At 59.3% G+C, this 21,959-nt stretch carries 15 protein-coding genes; 7 read left to right on the forward strand and 8 right to left on the reverse strand.

Annotation, left to right across the window (positions count from 1 at the left end):
• Positions 1 to 41 precede the first annotated feature (41 nt).
• The 3 genes from D1223_RS00100 (at position 42) to D1223_RS00110 (ending at position 4,444) form a co-directional block, all read left to right on the forward strand.
• Entirely contained in the window at positions 42 to 1,358 is a 1,317-nt protein-coding gene (locus D1223_RS00100) for a glycosyltransferase family 4 protein (RefSeq protein ID WP_119374386.1), read from the forward strand.
• Between the two features lie 123 nt (positions 1,359 to 1,481).
• Positions 1,482 to 2,414, forward strand: coding sequence for a UDP-glucuronic acid decarboxylase family protein (locus D1223_RS00105; RefSeq protein ID WP_119374387.1), 933 nt, complete (start codon positions 1,482 to 1,484; stop codon positions 2,412 to 2,414).
• Between the two features lie 71 nt (positions 2,415 to 2,485).
• Positions 2,486 to 4,444 carry a glycosyltransferase family 61 protein gene (locus D1223_RS00110; RefSeq protein WP_147372615.1) on the forward strand — a complete coding sequence of 653 codons (1,959 nt, stop codon included), beginning with the start codon at positions 2,486 to 2,488 and terminating at the stop codon, positions 4,442 to 4,444.
• Positions 4,445 to 4,480: 36 nt separating this feature from the next.
• Here the strand turns inward: D1223_RS00110 and D1223_RS00115 are convergent, their stop codons facing one another.
• The 4 genes from D1223_RS00115 to D1223_RS00130 form a co-directional block, all read right to left on the reverse strand.
• Positions 4,481 to 5,098, reverse strand: a complete 618-nt coding sequence (locus D1223_RS00115; RefSeq protein WP_147372617.1) for a hypothetical protein — start codon at positions 5,096 to 5,098, stop codon at positions 4,481 to 4,483.
• Positions 5,099 to 5,216: 118 nt separating this feature from the next.
• Positions 5,217 to 6,011: a class I SAM-dependent methyltransferase gene (locus D1223_RS00120; RefSeq protein WP_119374390.1), complete on the reverse strand. Its 795-nt coding sequence runs from the start codon at positions 6,009 to 6,011 to the stop codon at positions 5,217 to 5,219.
• Positions 6,012 to 10,298 (reverse strand): glycosyltransferase, encoded by a 4,287-nt coding sequence (locus tag D1223_RS00125; protein ID WP_158588350.1) that lies wholly within the window; start codon positions 10,296 to 10,298, stop codon positions 6,012 to 6,014.
• An 18-nt stretch (positions 10,299 to 10,316) separates the two neighbouring features.
• The gene (locus tag D1223_RS00130) at positions 10,317 to 11,129 is read right to left on the reverse strand and encodes a hypothetical protein (RefSeq protein ID WP_119374392.1); all 813 of its coding nucleotides are present in this window, start codon (positions 11,127 to 11,129) and stop codon (positions 10,317 to 10,319) included.
• Between the two features lie 492 nt (positions 11,130 to 11,621).
• On the opposite strand from D1223_RS00130, the gene D1223_RS00135 reads away from it, so the two are divergent.
• From D1223_RS00135 to D1223_RS00150, 4 genes are all read left to right on the forward strand, one after another.
• A complete protein-coding gene (locus D1223_RS00135; protein WP_119374393.1) occupies positions 11,622 to 12,299 on the forward strand; it encodes a hypothetical protein in 678 nt (225 codons plus the stop codon).
• Between the two features lie 17 nt (positions 12,300 to 12,316).
• On the forward strand, positions 12,317 to 13,294 hold the full coding sequence (locus D1223_RS00140) for a glycosyltransferase (protein WP_119374394.1): 978 nt from the start codon (positions 12,317 to 12,319) through the stop codon (positions 13,292 to 13,294).
• A gap of 4 nt (positions 13,295 to 13,298) precedes the next feature.
• Entirely contained in the window at positions 13,299 to 15,500 is a 2,202-nt protein-coding gene (locus D1223_RS00145; protein WP_147372619.1) for a glycosyltransferase, read from the forward strand.
• Positions 15,501 to 15,714: 214 nt separating this feature from the next.
• Positions 15,715 to 17,298, forward strand: coding sequence for a glycosyltransferase (locus D1223_RS00150; protein ID WP_119374396.1), 1,584 nt, complete (start codon positions 15,715 to 15,717; stop codon positions 17,296 to 17,298).
• A 37-nt stretch (positions 17,299 to 17,335) separates the two neighbouring features.
• Here D1223_RS00150 and D1223_RS00155 read toward each other — a convergent pair whose 3' ends face one another.
• The 4 genes from D1223_RS00155 to D1223_RS00170 form a co-directional block, all read right to left on the reverse strand.
• On the reverse strand, positions 17,336 to 18,502 hold the full coding sequence (locus D1223_RS00155) for a DUF2793 domain-containing protein (RefSeq protein ID WP_119374397.1): 1,167 nt from the start codon (positions 18,500 to 18,502) through the stop codon (positions 17,336 to 17,338).
• A 128-nt stretch (positions 18,503 to 18,630) separates the two neighbouring features.
• Positions 18,631 to 19,464 carry an FkbM family methyltransferase gene (locus D1223_RS00160; protein WP_119374398.1) on the reverse strand — a complete coding sequence of 278 codons (834 nt, stop codon included), beginning with the start codon at positions 19,462 to 19,464 and terminating at the stop codon, positions 18,631 to 18,633.
• A 366-nt stretch (positions 19,465 to 19,830) separates the two neighbouring features.
• The gene (locus tag D1223_RS00165; protein ID WP_119374399.1) at positions 19,831 to 21,339 is read right to left on the reverse strand and encodes a hypothetical protein; all 1,509 of its coding nucleotides are present in this window, start codon (positions 21,337 to 21,339) and stop codon (positions 19,831 to 19,833) included.
• A 162-nt stretch (positions 21,340 to 21,501) separates the two neighbouring features.
• Complete coding sequence (locus tag D1223_RS00170; RefSeq protein WP_119374400.1) at positions 21,502 to 21,939, reverse strand: GtrA family protein; 438 nt, start codon at positions 21,937 to 21,939, stop codon at positions 21,502 to 21,504.
• Positions 21,940 to 21,959 lie beyond the last annotated feature (20 nt).

The following is a 21,959-nucleotide window of genomic DNA, read 5'->3' on the forward strand; positions in this document are numbered from 1 at the left end:
CCGTGTTTGGCAACCGGATACGGCAAAGGATCCGACGGCATATGAGTGACAGGCTTGTCGGCATGATGGGACGCATCTGGCGAACGGTCGTGCCGGCTCCAATCCGCAGAAGGCTTCAGGGCCCGGCGAACTGGTATATCAACCGGGCAGTTTTCAACACGCTGAAGGGGCGCCGCGTTGAGGGGAAGGGGCCGCTCGTCGTCTCCGGCTTCCTGGCCGAACCCTTTGGGATCGGGCGCGCCGGCATGATGACCGTCAAGGGGCTCGAGCATGGATGCTTGCAGCCCAGGACGCACCATTTGCGGCCGCTTCTGGAGACCGGGAAGTTCAATGCCGAGACGATCGACGACCTGGTCGATGGCGGCGTCTGGATCCTGCACTGCAACCCCGATGAGGCCCGCGTTGCGATCAGCCGTTTGCGGCCCGCCTCCTTTGAGCGCACCTACCGGATCGGCTTCTGGGCCTATGAACTTCCGACAGCGCCGCCGGACTGGATCCGGACGAGCCAGCTTTTCAACGAGATCTGGGTGCCGTCCCAATTTGTGGCTGATAGCCTGAAAGGCGTGCGTGTCCCTGTGCGGGTGATGCCGCATTTCATCCAGCCGTCCGAAGCCGGCGACGGTGAGCGGATGCGCGAGCAGCTGGGCCTGCCGCAAGATGCATTTATCGTGGCGGCAAGCGGCGACCTGCGCTCCAGCCTGGTTCGCAAGAACGTGATGGGCGCTATCGACATTTTCGAGAAGGCGTTTCCGGACTCCGGGCCGGCCAGGTTGGTCATAAAGATTTCCGGCGCAAAGCACTCTCCGGAGATCCTGGCCGCCATTCGTGACCGTGCTGCGCGAAACCCTTCGATCCGGCTTGTCCAGAACCTGCTTTCAGAGTCGGAGATGAAAGATTTCCGCGCGTGCTGGGACCTTTTCCTGTCACCGCATCGCTCGGAGGGGTTCGGGATGGTGATTGCCGAGACGATGATGCTCGGCAAACCTGTTCTAGCGACCGGCTGGTCCGGCAACATGCAGTTCATGCATGGGCTCGATCCGATGCTGATCGACTATACGCTCAAGCCTGTGCGCGACTCAGAAGGGGTCTATCGCCTTCCGGACGGCAATCTGTGGGCAGAGCCCGATATGGATGATGCGGCGGCAAAGCTTCGCCGCTTTGCCGAGGATCCGGATTTCACCCGCCAGATGGGGCAGAAGGGGCGCGAAAGAATCCTGAAAAACAACAGGATATGGGAGGAGCTGGGTCGCCGTGGAGGGCCTTGGCTCGCTTATCTTCAAGATCACTCAACCGGCCCGGCGACGCTTGCTGGTGCGGCTGGCCGGGCGCAGCTTGCAGGCTATGACAGCTCTGTATGATGCGCGGTTGCCCATCCTGCAAGCTTGTGCCAAATCAGGCCGTCATCCTGATACTCAGCCTGTCCCACAGGCTCGTCCAACCAGATCGCGAGTTTCCCTTTGTCATTCAGCAGTAAGCGCATCATGGTCACAGGCGGCGCTGGCTTTCTGGGCTCTCATTTGTGCGAGCGCCTGCTCGAGCGCGGCGATGAAGTCCTGTGCATCGACAATTACTATACCGGGCGCCGCTACAATATTCAGGGCCTGCTCAAGAATCCGAACTTCGAGGCGATCCGCCACGACATTACCCACCCGCTTTATGTCGAAGTGGACGAGATCTACAATCTTGCTTGCCCGGCAAGCCCCGTCCACTACCAGTTTGACCCGGTCCAGACGCTGAAGACATCCGTCCACGGTGCAATCAATGTCCTCGGACTTGCCAAGCGTGTTAAGGCCAGGATCTTCCAGGCTTCAACGTCGGAAGTCTATGGCGACCCCACCGTCCACCCACAGCCGGAAAGTTATTGGGGAAATGTGAACCCGATCGGCTACCGCTCCTGCTACGACGAGGGCAAGCGCGCCGCCGAAACCCTGTTCATGGACTATCACCGCCAGCATGGTGTGCGGGTGAAGATTGCCCGGATCTTCAATACGTATGGCCCTCGCATGCACCCGAATGACGGGCGCGTCGTGTCCAATTTCATCATGCAGGCCCTTCGCGGCGAGCCGATTACGGTCTTCGGGCAGGGCCAGCAGTCCCGCTCATTCTGCTTTGTCGACGACCTCGTCCGCGCTTTCATGAAAATCATGGATACCGAGGATGACTTCCTCGGCCCGGTGAATATTGGCAATCCCAATGAGTTCACAATCCGGGAGCTTGCGGAAATCATCATCGAGCTGACGGGTTCGAAATCGGATATCATCGAAATGCCGTTGCCGCCGGACGATCCAAAGCAGCGACAGCCCGACATTTCGCTCGCGCGCGAGAAACTTGGCTGGGAGCCGACGATGCAGCTGCGTGAAGGCTTGAAGCCGACGATCGACTACTTTTTGAAGATCGTGAACGAAGAAATCTGAAAACGGGCAAGCCGGAGCGCGGGCGCACTGGAGGTTCGTTCCCGCTCTGTCAGGCGAGGGAAAACGTTACGTTGGAACTACGCAGCATGCTTTCGGAATTCTACCGGCTGGCGCCAGCCTTCAATCCGGGCGACGATGTCTGGCGCCGCCTTGATGCCAGCATCAACCAGTGGCGACGAGATGTGCTTGCCGCGCTTGGGCCTGGCATCCGCACCGCGCTGCACCAGGGCGCATCGACGCGGACTCATGTCGAGCCCGGTCATTCAATCTGGCCGGATGGCGTACAGGTGATCCACATCGAGTCTGATACCGCCGCTGCAGCTGCCGTGGAGCAGAATCTGCGTGACAATGATGTGGTCAACTTCCGCGTAGAGACGCTGGCGCTGACGTCTGGAAACGCTCCCCGGCACTTGTCCAAACGCATCGGTGAACTCCATCGTCGGCGCTGGATTGATGGCGCCGAGGCGGCCAGCGCCGGGGAGGACCTTGTCGTCAGCGACGCCGTTGGACCTGTGAAGCTAGCGGAACTCATGGTCAGCTACCGGCCGGACGTCGTCGTGCTCGACGAAGGGGGGCTCGTCGGGGAGGCATTGCTGTCCCTCGACGCCGACGCGCTCTCCCATGCACCGCTTTTCATCCTGTCGACCGGTGAACAGTCCTGGACGCTCGATGAGTTTTCGGCTGCAACGGCCCACCTGAAAGGATTGGGATACGATCTCGTCGACCCTTCCGGCTACACATTGAGCTTCCCTGATGATTTCGGCACAACTCTTTCCTGGTTCGCTGCGGCGGTTCCGTCCGAGCAGGCATTTCCCAAACAGTCAGATGAAATGAAAAACCTTATCCAGTTTGCGTATGAGAAGTTCCGGGTTGAAGTGCGCGGGCGGCGCCAGATGAAAGTTATCAAGCCCGCGCCCTTCACACCTCGTGTGGAAGTCGTGTCGCTGGAGACGGCTGCGAAGGTTTCCGGACTCGGCTACGCGTCTGAGCCGCTGAACGAACAGGCGTTCGATATTAACACTCGTCAGGCCACGGAGGCGCCGGCGATGATGGCGGCGGCAAGGTTCGGCGCCATCGACGTGGTGCCGAAGGGGGCCTGGAAGGTCGTGGTCGACAAGCGTTACTACATTGAGGACGTCGGCTACAGCGGCCGCTCCAGCGACGGATTGTTCGGGATTACCAGCTTCCCTGAGTTCGGTGGCCGTTGGACCGCGGTTGAGGACGCGGCACTGATCGAAATGCTCGACGTGCCTGAAAACGCTGTCCTGTTTGGCGGCGACCCGGCCTATTATCACTGGATCATGAACTGGCTGCCCCGGCTGCGTACCTTCGGACTGATCGACCGTCTGGTGGGCCGTCTTGAAAAACCGAACTTCATCGTTTCGGACCGCCTTCCGGCGCGCTACTTCGACTTCTTCGACCTGCTGCTCGACCGTCCGTACGAGGTCACGCGCCTGCCGGAGCGCGGCGTATGGCGGATCGATAATGTCATCGTGCCCAGCTTCTTCTCGTCCAATGAGTTGAACCCATCCATTTCGACCTGGTACCGGTCTAAGCTTGGTATCGGGCCGCAAAGGGGCGGGCGGCGATATTTCCTGTCGCGCTCGGATGCGCGTGACAGCAAGACGCCGCGGCGCAAGGTCCAGAACGAGGTCGAGGTGATTGAGGCGCTGAAGCCCTACGGATTTGAGCCGCTTCTGCTGGAAGGCCGCAGCGCACAGGAACAGATTGACCTGTTTTCCAATGCGGATTTCGTGATCGGTCCGCACGGCGCGGCGTTTGCGAACATGCAGTTTACGCCGCCGGGTGCGCGGGCGATTGTGCTCGAGAATGAGTGGAACCACACCTTCATGATGGACATGCTGATCCAGGCCGGCCACGACGCGGAAGTCGTCATGTGCCGGGACGTGATCAACCATGATTTCGAAGCGGACTTTACCGACGAGAACGGAACGGTGGACCCGGAAATCCGCCGATCACGCGATATGCTGGTGGATATTCAATCGCTCATTGCCGCCCTCGATACCTGAGGATCGAGGACGGCAGATACGCGATCGCGTGCCGGCTTATTCGTCGGCCGGGCGCGTGATTTCCACGTCTGAGACGGCAATCACGCCGTCGCCAGCAGGTGGCTGGTTTTCTGCCCAGTTGCCGTGCAGGCCGATCTGGACCGTTTCGACAGACTCGCCGGCGATCCACTCGCCCTGAAGCGTGACTTCGCCATCTTGTACGGTGATCGGGTCATGCGCGGGCCACCACTGGACGACTTCTCCGGCAGCATTCAGGCCGATCGGGCCGATGAAGAAGTTGTTCGGCAGGCCATTCGTTGGATCCTGGACGGCATGGACTGTCGTAGACCATTTGACCGCATCCCCAGCCCGTACCGCCATGGTCTGGACAGATTTCACAGCATGCATCGGGAGGAGAAGCAGCTCGCCCTCGACCACTGCGTCCTCATAGCTCTGCTCGGGTTCGAATGTCAGCTCAGTTGGTGTGCTGAAATCCAGGCTGATTGTCTCGGCAGCCCGTGGCTCCGGGGCTGGTGCCTCGGGTTCGGCGACAGCTGTGGTCTCTGCGGAGGTGGACGGGCTGCTCGAGCCGCTACCCGGGATCGACATTCCGTCACAAGCGGTTAGCGCGAGCACGGACAGGCTGGCACAAATGATCGTATTGCGAATTTTCATGAGCATCTCCTTCGGATGGCGACCACTGAACTGTTTGACGATGCCACCTTGCTACAATTCCCGGAATTACTGAGCCAGTGCGGCAAAAATGAGGGCCAAGTCGGCCGATATCAGGTCCTTACTTCCTCAGGCCGACGAACTGCACGCCTCGCACGATGAGGTTTTCTTCCGAATAGCCCATGTCCCGTGCCTGCTGGAAGTTCGGATGGCTCATATTCGGCTCCTCTTCTTCGTTCTTCGCCCAGTAATTGAAGTTGTAACGGGTGAAATGCTTGAAGTTCTTCGCGAACAGCTCGTTGTAGTATTCGAAGGGGCGGCCATTCATGTCATTGCGGAAGATCTGGATGTCCGTCTCGCTGCCCCCGTTCTCGAGGATGATGTTCTCAAAATCCTCTTCGGAATTGATCACATGCGCCCAGGGCTCCGTGACAAGGTGCGGCAGATGGTGGCCGAAAGGTGAGTTCCAGAGTGGGTCGAACTGGATGATGATCAGGGCGCCGCTCTTCGTGACACGCAGGATTTCCGCCAGCGCCTTGCCCGGATCGGGAATATGTTCGAACGCATTGATGGAAATGGCGAAGTCGAAAAGGTTCGACTTGTAGGGCAGGTCCATCGCATCAGCGTAGTGGAATTCGACCCGCGACAGGTCGAGATCGACGTCATAGCGCTCAAGCTTGTTGCGAATTTCGTGAGCGTGCAGGCCTTCCTTGGCTTTGCGAAACTTCACGATATCGGAGATGATCAGCCGGTCGACGAAGTCGAGGATCCATGGTGCGTGCAGGCCTTCCCCGCCGCCAATATCGATTCCGAGTTCGTAGCCCTCGCTCTTCCACTCAAAGTGTTTGACGAGCCCAGCGAGCCCCGTCACCTCATCGCGGTGGCGAGCGACATCGGCCGCTTCATCATATTCCATTTACTGCTTTTCCTTGAGCGTTGATGTCTTTGCTTTTGCCCGCGACGGCTTGCTGCGGGCGCCTGGTTTCGCCGGCTGGCTGACGAGCTCGTTGCACATCGAAACAAACTCCTCGAGCACGGTCTCCGCATCGAATTGGGGGGCTTTCGCCTTGCCGGCACGGCCCAGCCGTTCGGCCAGCCCCGATGTGAAAACGACCGTCTCTATATCCTGTTCCAGCGTGTCCGGAGAGGCGAGCCATCCGTCCTTGTCATGCGTAACGAAGTCGGCAAATGCGATCGAATTGCGGTTCACAATGACAGGTTTTTCCGCAGCCCACGCTTCCACGACAACCATGCCGAAGCTTTCGCTGACGCTCATATTGACCAGCGCGGCACACTCCTTCAGCGCACCGCGGACAACACTGCGTGGCTGTGGACCAAGATAGGTCACGAAGTCCTCGGAAATCACATCCTTGTCGTCATCCGGGCCGATCATGACGACCTTCAGGTCCTTGCGCTTGCGCAGTCTTTCGACCGCGCGGATGACCTGCCGGTATCCTTTCGCGCCCGCCTTCCGGCCGAGGACGAGAATGAAAGGCGATGTGTCATCATATAGCGCCCGGAACGCCTCGACATCATCGCTTGTATACGGGGTCCGGGTGTCCACGGGCACGCCGAGATACCGGACATTGTCATGGCCCATGCTTCGGTAGTGGTCGGCAACAAAGTTCGGACAGGCTGCTGTCACGGTCGAGAGTTCGACTGCTTTTTCGACATCAGGGAAGTGGTAGAAATCATCGTCGATATGGGCGTGCGGGATCAGGATGCTGGGAACGCCCGCCGCATTCGCGATTTCCAGCGCCTTCAATGCCGGACGGAAGACGTAATTGTGCGTGATGACCAGGTCGTAGGCGTCCAGATTGTCCTCAAGCCATTTTTCCATGGCTGAGGAGTAGGGCCCTCTGGCAGTGGTGAGTTCCGCCTCCATCGCATAGCGCGATGCCCGGGCCGCCTTGTTCATGGCGTCAACGAGTTCCTTGCGGTCGATCCGTTGCGCCCGTTCTCGAAGGCCTGTCTGGAGATCCTGCGCCTTGCCGTCGATGGTGAGCCCGGTGAGTACGAAGCCGAGCATCCGCGGGCCGCTTGCTGGGTCTGCCTGGATCGATGTCTTGAGATTGACCAGCCCATCCGGGCTGGCGGTTTCGATCTTGAAATCGCCCTCGACATCTTCTTCGCCTATCAATTTGCCGCTGCGGCTCCAGAGAGAGATATGCGTCGGCTTTTCGACCTGGCCCGAAATACGAATGCTGGCGCCTTCCGGCGCCGCGATGGCGCAATCGATCCCGGCGCGACGCACGATCTTGCGGCCCCAGTCCTCGGCATCGAAGAAGCCCCACAGAAGGCCGTGGCCCGCGGTCTCGCCGATCTGGTCTGCCAGCGCCCGCTCAAATCCGGTCTCGGCTCGCCAGATGGTCTCGAGTGCCTTTTCCTGTCGGGGAGGTGTTGCCTGGTCCAGTGGGAAGCGTTGCCAGCGGAAATTCTTCCGTCCGGAGGGTGCAGAGAGCGTTGGGTCGAACCGGTACTTGCCGCCAAACCGGTAGGCGGCCTCAATGTCCGAAACCTCCGTCGATACAATATCCACGGTCCAGTCATCGCTGCGGTCGAGCGAATCCAGGAAATCCAGCATGTGCGCCTCGGCGCCGCCCATCGGGGGATCGGTGAACCGGTAGGTCACGAACAGGGCACGCTTGCGAGGCTTGTCGAGGCCGACAATAGCGTCGCGCGCGGCTTCTGACAGGCTCTCCATCGACAGGTGTGTTTCGAAGAAGCTGATCCGCGCCTTCTTTGCCTTGGCGCTTTCGGCCTTGCCGATAACCTTTTCCAGCGTTTCGGAGAAAGCGTCGGCGTCGACGATCAGGACATGGTCTTCGACACCGGGCGGGAAGCCGCGTGCGCCAAACGGCGTACTGATGACGTTGAGGCCGTGCGCCAGGAAGTCGGTCATCTTCACATTCGATCCGCCGCCTGAGAACATCGGGTTCAGGGCAACGCGGCTGGCCCTGAGGATGGCGGACTTCTCGCTTTCCGTGACGCGCCCGTGAAGGATGATATTGTCGGGCAGGGACGAGTCGAAGATGTCGCAAATGCTCCCGACAAAATGGAATTCGACATCGGGGTGGTGCGGGGCGAGATCGTCCACGATGAAGCGAGCCGACTCGATGTTCGGCATATGCGGAGACCCGAGAAAGACCGCTGAGCGCTTGCCGACGGGCTTGGCCGGCCTGGTGCCGTCAGGCGCGTCGGGTTTCGGCACCCCATTGCGGATCAGTATGGACGGGGGCGAGCGGTCGATACCGCGCGACATCGACTGAAGATCCACTTCGGAACAGGTAATCACCAGCTCCGATTCCCGGATGGCGTAGGTTTCGACGTTCCGAAGCATGCCAAGCAGCATGTCCCTGTCGGGATGGTGCTCGAGCAGCTTCTGCTTGAGCAGGAATTCGTGGTTCTGCGACGAATAGATGAAGGGGTCGCGATAGAGCCTCGGCACGGAGACGAGGTAGGGATGCTCGACCGCGATATGAGCCGCATTGGTCTTCAGCAGATTGTACAGGCCGAGCAGGGTAGAATTCTGGACGGCATGCCGCGTGGCGATGATATCGGCGGCCGAAATATGGTGGCGCGCATTGATGGCCGCCTCCTCGGCGCGGTGGCGGTCGGTTTTCGGCACCCGGAAAAGGATGAAGTTCTCGTTGACCTTGACCCGCGTAAGCTTGTGGTCGTCGGTCAGGCAGATGCCAATGACCGGCATGGCGCCGCCATAGCCTGAATAGAGCCCCTTGATACGGGTCGCGCCTCCGCCAGCCGTCGACACGAAATCATAGTCGTTCAGCGTCAGCATCCACGGCTTGCCCAGGAAGCTCCTGGGCTTAGGGCCTGCTTCCTGCAGTGCGCTTGCCAGCGGTTTGACCACTTCGCTCCAGTCGTAGCGGCTCGCCACTTCTGCCTGGGCGCGCAGGCCGATTTCATTCGCCGCCTTCAGATCGCGGACGGCCTTTTCGAGCGTCGTCTTGAACTGGTTGAGCGGCGCAGAGAAGACATGCTTGCCCGGTTCCACATCAATGCCGCGCACGCCAAAGGGCGTCGAGACAATTGGCAGGCCCCAGGACATGTATTCGAGCACCTTGAGATTGGAGCCGCTGCCACTCGACATCGGGTTGAGGGCGACCGAACTTTTTTCCAGCAGCTCATTCTTGGCGGCGTTCGACACGCGTCCATGGACGGTGACATTGTCCGGGGTTCGGGTGTCCGGTGCCAGGCAACTGCCGGCAATATCGAAGTGGATATCAGGCAGCTTTGGCGCCAGTTTCTCGACGATGAATTCCGCGGCGGCAACGTTTGGCGCATGCGCGCTGCCGATAAACAGGGCGCTGACATCACCTTTCAAGACGGCCTTGCGGTCGACCGCGCGCAAGGTCAGTCCGTTGGGAACAAGAATGCTGTCGGGGTGCGTCTGGCCGGTGAGCTTTTCAAGGTCGGCCAGGTCCTCGCTGGCGCAGTAGATGAGCTTGTCGCTGGATTGCGTGATACGCTTTTCGAGGCGGTGGATAAGCGCGCGCAGCGGCGCGCCCTTCTCGCCGGGAAAGAGATCGTCCGCCAGCTTGTATTCGGCATTGTAGGAGGAGTAGACGCGGGGCTTTTCGTCCAGCCCGAAGAAGATGTCATAAGGCAGCGTGAAGGGGCTGTCGTGGATGACGATGTCAGCATCGGCATACTGCCGGAAATAGTGGTCGAAGAATTCGTGGTTCGATGGTGCGTTGACCGCGATGGACGCACCGGACACGTCATTGATATCCGAGAAGGCGTTGAGTTCATTATAGACAGCGTGGAAGTTCGAGCCTTTTGGAATACGCCATTCGCGAAAGCCGGGCGTGTGCTGGAAGACCTCGACCTCGCCATCGACAGCGCAGGAGGACAGAAGCTCGATGTCGAACTGGGCGCTCAGCTCCTTGTAGATGTTCAGTAGCCGCAGCTCGCCGCCGCTGGTCGCGGGCGCATAGGCCGGGAAAAAGCTCAGGGCGAGGATCTTCCGGCGACCTTCCGCGGGTGCCTTTGACTCGGGAGATTTCGTTGTCCGGGCGGCCGGCTTGGCGGCGCGCTTGCGGGCGGGCTGCTTGCTGGTAGGGGAAGCAGCCTTTCCGGCCGCGCTGCGGGGCTTCCCCTTGCCGGACTTGCCCGCTGCCGATTTCCCGGCAGTCTTCGTTTCACTCGTCGCCGTGCCGGCACCCTTTCTGGGGCTCGCCATTTCATCATCCATCTGGGCTTAGCTCCGGGTCACAAGCTCTAGGACGCGCTGCTGCACAGCGCGCACATCTTCGAGGACCAGACTGTTGGTCGAGACCATATTCATGACCAGCATATCCATGTGGATCGCGTGCCGGCTGAATGGCCGGAGATTGAAGCGCGGGCCGAAGGCGTGTTTGCGAAGCAGCGCGCTCAGACCCTTGATCACGTATTGTGGCCAGGACAGTCCGCGGCGGCGTGGTGCAAGGCGCGCTTCCAGGCCCACCGCATAGCGCAGGTCCACCGGACCGGCATTTGACTTCACGACCGCGCCCATGAGCGTTTCGATCTCGTTCATCTTGGGCGCGCGGCCATAGACATCGCGGTAGATATTGAAAATGGCCACCAGCGGCCCGTTTGGTGAAAAGCTGGGGCTGGCAGCAATGCCGGGTTTTGTCCGCATTGCGCCTGGGAGAAGCTGTTCGATCGGAACCGACGCGACCCCGCGGCTGGACGCCATGGTTTCGATCAGCTCACGCGAGTTTGGGTTGCTGTCCCAAACGCTTCGCCAGTACTCGGCCGCGCTCGGTTCAGGTGGGCAGCCATAAACGACCCAGTGACAGCTTTCGACGATATCGGCGCTTCCTGTGCCGGGGGCGGCTTCTGCGCGAAAGCCTGCCTGCCTCACCACGTCCGCGTCCTGATCCTGCGCCAGCGGACTTTTCCACTCGGAGCGCTCGTCGGTCTTTTCTGTCTCGCCAGCTGGGGTGGAATAAGCGGCAATTGAACCGTCTTCGAGACCATCATCGGCGAACCATGCTTCAGCGATGGCTTCGGCGTTCTGTGCGCTCATGATTGACCCCTCTGATTGCTCCGCAAGAAGCAGAAAAATCTATTCTCGGTTAAGCTTGATTTGAATTCGCCTGACGTCGTTCCCCGGACGCATCCAGTCCTAAGGCAAGACAAAATCAAAATCCATGGTGCGTCCCATTTGATCGCATGACCATGGATGAAGTGCCTGAATTCAGCGCGTCTTGTGTCCGTTGATGGTCAGTCCGGGCGTCAACCTTCGGCTTGGCAATACTCCAGGTCATGAAGAGCGTGAGGCGCCAGGGGGCCGAAAGGGGGGCATGCCACAACTGATGTTTTAGCGGGGTTTCGGGCGTTTGGCTGACGGTCTGTCCAGCCGTCCGACAAGGCAGTCAGTGCCCGGAACGAACGCACTGATTTCCCGATACTGATGCAGGCCACATCCGTTCTTGTCACCGACAGGCCGCCTCGCTACCAAGGCTTGGGCAGCCAGGATTGGCTTTGGGAAATTCAAGCGTTTGGGGGCAAGCGGTAGATGAGCGATCCATTTGGAGGCATTGTGCGAGCAGACCGAGTTGAAGAGCTGAAACGGGAAATAGCGGAGCTTTACAGGGACAGGGGGGTCGATGGGCTGATTGCAACAATTGCCCCGGCCCTGGCCAGCATCGAGAAGCTGGAAGAAGCAAACGCCGATCTCGACGCATCGCTCACCAGCCTCACCAAGAAGATGAAGCTGCTGGAGCAGGCCCACCGGATTGAAACGGCCGTTCATTCCGTTTCCGACGATGCGTACGTTGATGAAATGTCCATTGTCGCAGAGATGGCGTTTGAAGATGATGCTGCGTTTCACGGGCTGGAGTACACCTCTGAAGGTGAGCCCTTCCGGTGGCTGGGTCCCGACAAGACGTCTTCGATCACCGCTTTCATCGACCGAAGCAAGCCGCGGACCGTAACAGTCCGCATTCTGACCTTCTCGCTGGGAAGTGAAAACGAACTTCTTTCGCTCATGGATGGCGAAAGCCAAGCGTGGGATGAAGTCGTCGCGGACGAGATGTTCACCACCTACAATGTCACTCTGGAGCCCCTGAAGAAGCAGCGGCCGACGCGGCTGGCTTTCCGCTCCAAAATCATGTTGAGGCCGTCCGAGACGTACGAAAATAACACTGATGACCGGTTCATCGGCGTTGCGTTTTCGAAGCTGACAGTGCGCTAGCAGGGGGGGCGATCGCAATGCCAAGAAAAAAAGGCAAGCCGGGCAAGAAGATCTCTGCCGTCATCTGTACCTACAACCGGTACCCATTGATGGAAAAAGCGATCGACAGTTGTCTCGATCAAAGTCTCAATGAAGACGATTACGAGGTCATCATTGTCGACAACTCGCCGCCATCTCCAGACATGGAGGTGTATCGCGAGCGCTATGAGGATCACCCCGTCGTTCGATACATCGTGGAATCCATTCCTGGCTTGTCGAATGCGAGGAATGTTGCCACGCGCGAGGCGGACTCGCCCTATGTGGCTTTCCTGGACGATGATGCGATTGCCTCGCACGGGTGGCTTGAAGGCGTCCTGACCGCTTTCGAGAGATTTGGAGACAAGGTCGGCGTGGTCGGCGGCCGGATCGATCCGATCTGGGAAACCGGCCGGCCCTCCTGGGTGTCGGACAAATTGCTCGGCCATTTCTCGGTTGTGAACTGGGGCGGTGAGTGCCGGATCGCCAAGAAGGACGAGTGGTTTGCCGGCGCAAACGTTTCGTTCCGGAAATCGGCGCTTGAGGCGGTCGGCGGTTTCGATGTCTCGCTGGGCCGAACCGGCGGCGGGGCTGTGCTGTTGTCGAATGAAGAGACAGCCGTGTCGGACAAGATTCAGGAACTGGGCTATCAGCTTGTCTATGCGCCTGAAGCCAGGGTCGATCATCTGGTCGAGTCGAAGCGCACTGAGCAAAGCTGGGTTCGCCGCCGTATGTCATGGCAGGCCGTTTCCGACTTCATCAAGATGCCGAGCATGTTCCTGGAGGACCGCAAGGGGCTCTGGGGCGTAGTTTCGGAGTACTATTCCCATATGAAGCCAGAGCACCGAACGCTGGTCGGCCTGTCCGTCGATGTCGACGACCCCGAACTGTTCATGCAGCAGGTCAATGCAAACTACTGCATGACGGCCCTCCTGCTCATGGGCGGCTACTTCCCGGATTTCGACCACGAGGGGAGCTAGCACATTGTATAGAGTTGCCATTGTTTCTCCGACGCCGACGCATCCGATCGACTTCGGGAATCGCAAGCGAATTCACCGGATGGCGCAGGACCTGAAGGACCGGGGCTGTTCGGTGTCCTTCATCCTGTATCCGCTCGAGATGGACTGGCGGTATTCGCTTCCGCAGGAAGCCTATCGCGAGATGAAGGAGAGCTGGGACGATTTTCATGTCGTCATTCCGACAATCCCCTATCACCAGCGGGCCGTACATGACGACCATGGCCTCGACGACTGGTGGGATCCTGCGCTTGAGAGCTTTCTTTGGTGGTATCTGCAGGCCAATCGCTTCGACGCGCTGATTGTCAATTACATCTATCTCAGCAAGGCGCTGACGCTGGCGCCGAAGGGCACGGTGAGGATTCTCGACACGCACGACAAGTTCGCCGGCCGGCGCGAGCAGCTTGTCAGTCTCGGGCTGGAGCCTGAATTTTTCCATCTGTCCGAAGCGGAGGAAGCCAGAGGCATTCACCGCGCCGACATGGTCCTCGCCATCAAGCCTGAAGAGGAAGAATACTTCCGGCGCCTGAATGCGCGCCGGGTCATCTCGGTCCCCTTCTCCGAAGGCATAAAGGACATTGGCAAGGCCTCGCCGGGCGAGCGGGACGGCTATCTTCGCATTGGCCTGATCGGCGGCCGGAACAATATCAACAAGCGAAGCGTGGAGACCTTCCTGGACGCGGCGCTGCCGCGCTTTCGGGAAATGCTCTGCCCGATCGAGGTCGTGCTTGCCGGGACGATGTGTGCGGACCTCCAGTCCTATAGCAATCATTCAAATGTGAAGCTGCTTGGACCTGTCGGGGACGTTGCGCAGTTTTACGAGCAGATTGATGCGGCTGTCGTCCCCATGCGCAATAGTACGGGCCAGAAGATCAAGGTCGGTGAAGCCATCGGATTTGGCGTACCGGTCATCGCAACCGGACATGCCTTCGAGGGCTATGAACCCACGCATGACTATCACCGGTGCAAGTCCCTGACGGAGGTGATCGAAAGCTGTGTGAAGCTGTCGTTCCAGCAGTCCAAGCTGCCCGCGCTGGCCGAGGCGTCACGGAAAAGCGCGCTCGCTCAGGAGCGTATGGTCGAGCGCAACACCGACAAGCTGATGAGGTTCATCGGCCACGGCGGACAAAGAGGGGTTGTGCTTATCGACGGCAAGCGTTTCATCGCCAGCCCGCTGTTCCGCGATCACGTCTTGCAGATCACGCAGTTCCTGTCCTCGATCCTGAACATCAGGGTGATCGTGAACTACAAGGGCAAACGCAAGCAGGAAACAGTCGAAGCAAAGCAGGCGCTCGACAATCTTCGCCGCTATTGCGTGACGGTCCAGTGGGATCGTTTCGACGAGGACGACCTGAGCAGGACGCTAAAGAAGACCGATACGGCCGTTTTCGTCAATTACGACCCCGACTTCACGGGGCTGGAAAAAGTCATGCCGGACTGGGAAGGCCTGATCCTGGACAATTCGGTGTATTCGCCGCTTTCGAGCCAACAGGCATCGTTCCCGCCCTTCGAGCCTGGAACAACGTTCAATGCTGTTTACGGCATCCATTCCCAGCAAAAAGGTATTAAGGGTCCGGTGATGGGCGATACCACCTGGCTGCCATGCCGTAACTATTCGGACACGTCCTCGCCGGACAAGTTCGGGCAGGGCGTTTTTGTTGGAAAGAACGCTGCGCTGATCTTTGCCGAGTCGGAATCCGATTTCGAGCTGGTGCAATGCATCCTCAACGAAATCGTTGAATCTCGCAGCCTCGATACGGTGATCATCGCCACAGAGGCGGGCAAACTGTTCAAACGCCTTGAGGACGACGCTTCGGCCCGCCACGGATTGCGGCTAAAGCTCGTGCATCAGTCCCAGTCCGGTGAGCCGGTCCTGAATTACACGCCCCGGATGATTGTGGATCTTGCACCGTTCAGCGGATCGACCTCCGAATACAAGATTGCCAGTCTTGAAATGAAGATCCCGCGAATCCGCAGGCGGGCGCCGATCGTGAATGCCGGGCGCATCATTGATGCGGGTGTGTCTGGCTACGATGTCCTGGTCTGGGTGACGGATTGCCTGAAACATGACCTCTACAACTACACGCACCCGGTCAAGCGGTGCGACGGTTATGCGGCGCTCTACAGCGACCTGAAGCAGCGACTGGACCTCAGGGGCGTGCGCGTGTAGCGCGAAAGGGGCAAAGGCGAGCTGTCCTCCGGAGCGCGTTTCAGTGGCGCTGGCCCATGTGTACAATGTCAGGATCTGCCGCGAGGAGAGATGCCAAGCATGGCAGACGCCAACTATCACAGTTTTCATCATTCCCGGGCGGACTGATCGGCTGGTCGTGGCAGACAACTATTCCGATGTACCGGCTCAATAAAATCGAGGGGACAGCAGAGCAATGTCCAACAAACTAGTTCATCGGATATGGTTTGGCGGTTCGCCTGTTCCTGAAGCGTATGAGCGATACTGGAATGCGTGGCGCCGCATGATGCCAGACACGGAATTCGTGACCTGGGATGAGGCGCGCCTTGATGATCTGCCCGTGACGCGATCGCGCCGGGACGATGTGAAGTCGGCTGTACAGCTTTCGGACATTGCCCGTTACGAGCTTCTTGCGAGCGAAGGCGGCACCTATCTCGACTGCGATATCCTTCCCTTGCGTCAGATGGATTTTTCGGGCGCGGACCGTCTGGTCACGTGCAACGAGAATGATGAAGATGATATTCGCTCCATCGGCTTTATTGCAGCGCCAGCGGGCGATGCCAGCCTGGTTTCAGCCGTTGAGAAACTTAAGACGGCACCACTCGGTGCAACTTATACCAATGTCGAAACCGGCCCGGTTTTCTTTCGCTCGGTCATACAGGACGAATTGCGGCTTCCGAGGCAATCCTTCTATCCGTACTCGGCGGTCGAGCCGCTTAGTGTAGTGTTTGATCGTGATCTGAGCGAAACGATCGGGATTCATGTCTGGGGCATGTCCTGGCTCGATCCGGGAGGTTTGGCCTACAACGCACTACGCCAATTCGGAAACGGTGACACTGTGTCGTCACGGACCCATGCCCTGGCTCTGGCCGATCGCCTTCCCTTCGCCAGTGACCTTTTGCGCGCCATTGAAGAAACCCGTCTGGCGCGCGCGCAGCTGGCCCGGGCGCTTCGTGCCCCGGTATTTCATCTGGTTGGGTACAATCGGACCATCGGTGGCTGGGAATTGACCGGGACTGACCCGGAAACGCTCGCCTTTCCAACCTTTCTGGAGGCCTGCTGGCAGTTGCTGACCACAACTCCCGCATCGAAAATATGGCAAGTGGGCGCGGCAGACGGGATCCTGGTCGATCCGCTTCGGCCTATCCTTGCGAACTTTGATCCATCGTGCGCCTTGCTCGAGCCCAATCCCTACCTGTTCAAAAGGCTCAAGGAAAATTACGCACTGAACGAGCGCGCGCAGATGTTTGAACTGGCCATGGGCGAAAACGCCGGCGAATTCACGCTGAATGCGGTCAACCCAGAGAAGGTCGAGACGCTCGATCTGCCTGCATGGGCGGTGGGAATTTCATCATTCCATCTCGACAAGAACGCCCTTGGTGGCCTGACGATCACGGCAGAGCTACAGCGCAGAATCGAGAAAGCAGTGGAATCGGTTCGCGTACAAAAGGTATCGCCGACGCAATTGCGGGAAGCGTGTGGATTTTGGCCGGATATCCTGATTGTGGATGCTGAAGGCGACGACGCTGAAATCATAAACGCGATACTCGCCCAGTCCGTCTATCCCAAAATCATTCTGTTCGAGCACGCCTGCATGCCGCAGGAGCAGAGAGAGCGGCTGCAAAGCCGGCTTGGCACCGCTTATTTCAGCCACAGCTCGGAAGAGGATACTCTGGCGCTACGGGCGGATTTCTATGCTGAACTGGCCATGCAGGCGTTTGTGGATGCCGGACGCAAGCAGTTCCTCGACAGGATGGGTTTGGATGTGATCGTGCGCTGAACTTCAGTGAACGGCCAGACAAAAAGCACCAGCCAGGCTAGGTGACAATCGAGCGGTCATCGCAGCGGCGCCAGTCTGCGCCGTCGCTGAAGGCCGGAACCGGCCCGCCCGACGCATCGCTGACATAGATTATCGCGCCTTCAAGACCCGACGCACCGGGCAGGCCAGCGACCGTGTAGGTGCCGGGCCGCATTGGGCCGTCCACATCAAGGCGGGCGGCCGGCGCAAGCACGCCGATGCCCATATTGCCGCTGGATCCGACCCGGATCACCTCTTTCCAGACGCCTGCCTCAACGAGCGCCAGCCGCGCAAAGCTCGAGGCCGAGACGTCGAAATCGGATTCGGCAATAAAGCTCAGCCCGCCAGCGAGGGCATATCCGGTGCCATCATGTCCATACGGGCTGAAGGCAAACAGCGTATCTCCACTTCGTACTGGTTGTGGCGAGGCCTTTGTGCCGCGCGCCCGGTTGCAGGCGAATTGTGCCCAGGCATTGTCCGCCGCAACATCGATGGTTACGCCGCGCCAGGTATCGCCGGAGACGGTGACATCGCCGTTGAAGGCCCCTTCCAGGAAATCGGCCTTGCCTGTGGCCGGGTTGAGGCGCAGGGCCTGCGTCCAGGCCGACCCGTCCGGGCTGACTTTCACCGAAAAGGCATCCTCTCCCGCCAGCCCGAATTCGGCCCGACCAGACCAGCTGGTCTGGAACACCAGGCTTGCCGTGTCTGCCACCTCGGCCTTGTTGATCTTGAGCTGGCAGTCGTCGCCCTGATGGGTGAAGAGAGCCGCCGGACTTGAGACGGCGAGGCGGTTGGTGGCGTCTGAGGCCGCATTGACGCCGAGGCCCGGCACATTGTCGAGATCGATGCGGGCCGAGCGCCAGACGGTCCCGTCATGGACGCAGAGCAGGTCCTCGTCGGTGATGTGGCAAAGCCAGCCTGCCTGTGGCTCGAAGAATGCCCATGCGCCATCCTGATAGGCAGCAATGTTGCCTTCATGGCCGCTCCAGCTGCCGGTTGCACCGGGACCGACAATGTGGCGCTCGCCATCTTGCGGTGAGGAGGGCGGCGCGCCCGCAGAGCGGCTGCCTGCCCCCAGCAGGACGAGCGCATCGAGCGCCCGTAGCGCCTCGTTCAGGGTGACATGTTTCTGCGCCTGCGCCTGCATCAGATAAGGCAGGCGCAAATTCGGGCTGGTGTCCGGCATCGGTCTCTCCGTCACGAGGCTGCTGAGGCGGTCAGTGTGCCGCTGCCCGGTCTGGAGGGGGATGATTTTTCCGGAAACCCTTCGCCCGCCTGGGAAGACGCGCGGAGTTTCGCGGGCTGGCTACCCGTTTACTTCTCTCGCAGGATTTCGGCGATCACATCGTCCCAGGAATTCAACCGCAGGCGCGATACGCCTGACCAGAAACGGGCGAGCGTGCCTTGCGCGATCTCTTCCTGTTTCGAGCCCTTAGGCGCGGCAACGAACATGAAATGCACGCGTCCGTCCAGCTCGCTCGAGAAGGGTTCACCGAGAAAGCTCACGACTTCGTAGCCGATTTCATCGAAAAAGCGCTCGAAATCCTCGAACTTGTAACCGAATTGCTTGGCCGACCAGCTGAGGCCGTTTTCGAATACGATGAGGGGCTTGTCCCGTTCGATGACTTTCCGGGCGCCCCGGAGCGCGCCGAATTCGCCGCCTTCCAGGTCCAGCTTGATGAAGCTCAGCTTCGTGTCGCCGACAACATCATCGATCGGGAGGCATTTGGTCTTGATCTCATGTATGAGTTCTTCACGCTCATCGTGCATGACCCGCAAAGAACTCAGCGCGGGATTATCTGAGTCGACAAAGAAGACCGCTTCGCCCGGCTCTTCCGTAAGGGCGGCATTCACCACCTGGATGGAGTCCGTTACGCCGTCGGCCGCCGCCCATTTTTCCAGCGCAGCAATCAGGTCAGGCTGCGGTTCAACGGCGATGACACGCGCATTGGGGTCAGCCAGCCGCTTGGCCATGGTAATGGAGTGCAATCCGGAGTTCGCCCCGCCGTCCAGGGCGCTTCCGCCGTGCGAGAGGATATCCGAATAGAGGCGCTCCAGCGCGACCTCGTAGTAGTCCCCGATATGCCCGCTCTCGATCGCTTTCTGCCGTCCTTCGACTTGAATTGCGTTCAGGCTAAAACTCCACATGAAATACTCCAGTTAGCGTGGGCGGCTATCAAGTCTAGGTACCTTAAAGCTTGGCGGCACGGGCACTACTGACATTCTGGTAACCAACTGTCATTGTTAGGCTGACGGCTAAAGTCCCGTCATCCGGAGACACGAATTTCGTGTCGGTCAGGCAGGCGTTTCAAGGCTTGGACGTGTGTTTTTTCTTTCTAGGGTCGCAAAGGCCAGTCGAGCGCTAGGCTCGCAGCCGAAAGATAACAAATATTTCAAGGAAAAGTCCCGATTTCCGTCGTTCTGAAACTGAGGCGTTCAGAACAGCCTCCCAAATGTGTGGGAAGCTGGATTTGCTGAAAGAGTTTCGCTGGGAAGCGCCGAGACCTGCAGCGCTCAGGAGGTTTGCGTCCCAGCTGGGTCTGCCGTTGGTGTTGTTACGCCGGACTCGGCAACCGCCGTGGGTGTTCCACTGCGCGGCGGCGCTTCGGGGTCCGGCGCCACCTTGTCGATCCATACCACCGGCAGCGAAACCACTGAGCGGATTACGTTCTGTGAACGGCGCCACTGTAGCCGCGACAGTTTCTCCAGATTGAAAACCGAAAGGATGGAGCAGGCGAAAGCGGCGGTCAGATAGTACCGGAAGCCCGGCGCTTGGCTGGCCAACAGGTTTGGCAGGCAGAACCCGACAATAATGACCGCCTGAAGAAGGACGAACAGCCACTCACTCCTCGAGCGGATAAACAGCAGAAGGCTGAGGCCTAGCCAGACGAAGAAGTAGACCGGGAAACTGTCGAGACGGAAAATCTGGCCCCATTTCCCATAGTCGACGATAACATCGCTTGCTGGATTGTATGGCGCTTCATCCCATTTCGGATTGGCTTTCAGGCCTTCATCGGTCTCAAGGAACGCAAATTGCGGTTCGAGCCCGCGAGAGGCGAAGGTATGACTGAGCATTTCCGTCCGCTCGACAACAAATCCCGGAATATTGCCAAAGATCATCTTTTTCCAGCAATCGATGACCTCGTTCCTGGTCTCTTCGGACAGCACATGAGGCGGCTGAAGGCCCGTCGGGTGGGTCCAGATGACAGGCGTGATATTGGGGTAGTCGTAGGATCTCAACACATCGTCCGGCGAAGCGTCGACACCGCGCACGACATCTTCCGTCAGGCATGAAGACTGGCCATTCTGGACCAGCCCGCCAATCCCGTTCAGCGCCGACACATACATGGTCGAGCTGCGGTCCACGGATGGCGTGAACAGCGACACCGCGGCCCAGGCGAGGCCCATCAGGATCAGGGAGAGCGCTGAGAAGAGTGCGGTTCGCAGCCACGGCCAGCGTGGATAGTGCCAGACCCAGAACCCCACCAGAAGAGCGCCTACGGCTGGGTTGAGATAGCTTGAGAACATCAGGCTGATAAGCAGGGCCACAAAAGCGATGAAGGTGAAAAGCGCGTGGTTACGATAAGAGCCGAACGCCACCGCCATCAGCATGAAGCAAAGCTCGAAATGGTTGTTCCGCAGCAGCGGGGCCGAATAGAGGAATATCGGCGATAGCGCCACGATGAACGCCGCATAGATCGCTAGTCTGCCAAGGCTCCTGTTGAGGACGAGCACAATGAAGGAGATGAAGTAGACCGATACCTTGACCAGATTCAGCACTTCGGGGCTGGGTGCGCCGAGCGAAATCAGCCGGATGGCGAGGGCGGCGCTGGGCGGCTGATGGCCGGAAAAAGTCCAGGACCAGGTCTCGTAGATTGTCGTATTGAAGTCCCAGCCAACCGATCCCGGCCAGAATACAAAGGCGACGAATGCGCCGACGGCCAGAAGTATGCCCGCCAAGGTCAGGCGTTCGGGGTCCAGCAGGAATTTCGGGCTCTTTGCGGCATCCCCAGTCGGTGTCATGCGCCTGTTCCTATAATTCAATCCACCAATGATATTCTGAAAAAGCGGCCGTCCTCAACAGCGCGCCCCGGATGCTGCTCCGCGTCTGGCGCGCCTTTGCCGGAGCTTCGGTCGCTCCATGATAATGACTTGATTCTCACGATAAACATTACGTGCGTCATATCAATCCAGTGGCATGTCGGCCGGGTGCTTTCCTCGCACAAATACGAGCAGCTTGGACGCAAGGTAGTTTATTGTGAACGAGACCAGGAATGCGATCACAAGTGCCGCAATATCACTCACCAGATTGCTGAAAAAGCTGGTGAGGAACCAGATGACGGCGCCCCGTACAACCAAAGTCGATGCGCAAACGCCGAGGAACTTGGTTGCCCGCGAAACGGACAGCCGCCCGCCAGCCACGGCGCGGAAGGTCCAGAATTCATGGCCGAGATAGGCCGCGACCGCGCCGCAGACGAGGCCTGCCGCAGATGCCGCGTAGACCGACAGCACGTCAAAATGCAAAAGCAGCCCGCCAACCAGTATGTCGACGACTGCCCCGCCGCCCGTAACGAGAACGTATCGGGCGAATTCTCGTGAAGCCGGTCTTGTGGTGCCCGTCATCGGCGAAGACCTCGTCTTTC

This window comes from Henriciella mobilis (assembly GCF_003576285.1).
GTDB lineage: Bacteria > Pseudomonadota > Alphaproteobacteria > Caulobacterales > Hyphomonadaceae > Henriciella > Henriciella mobilis.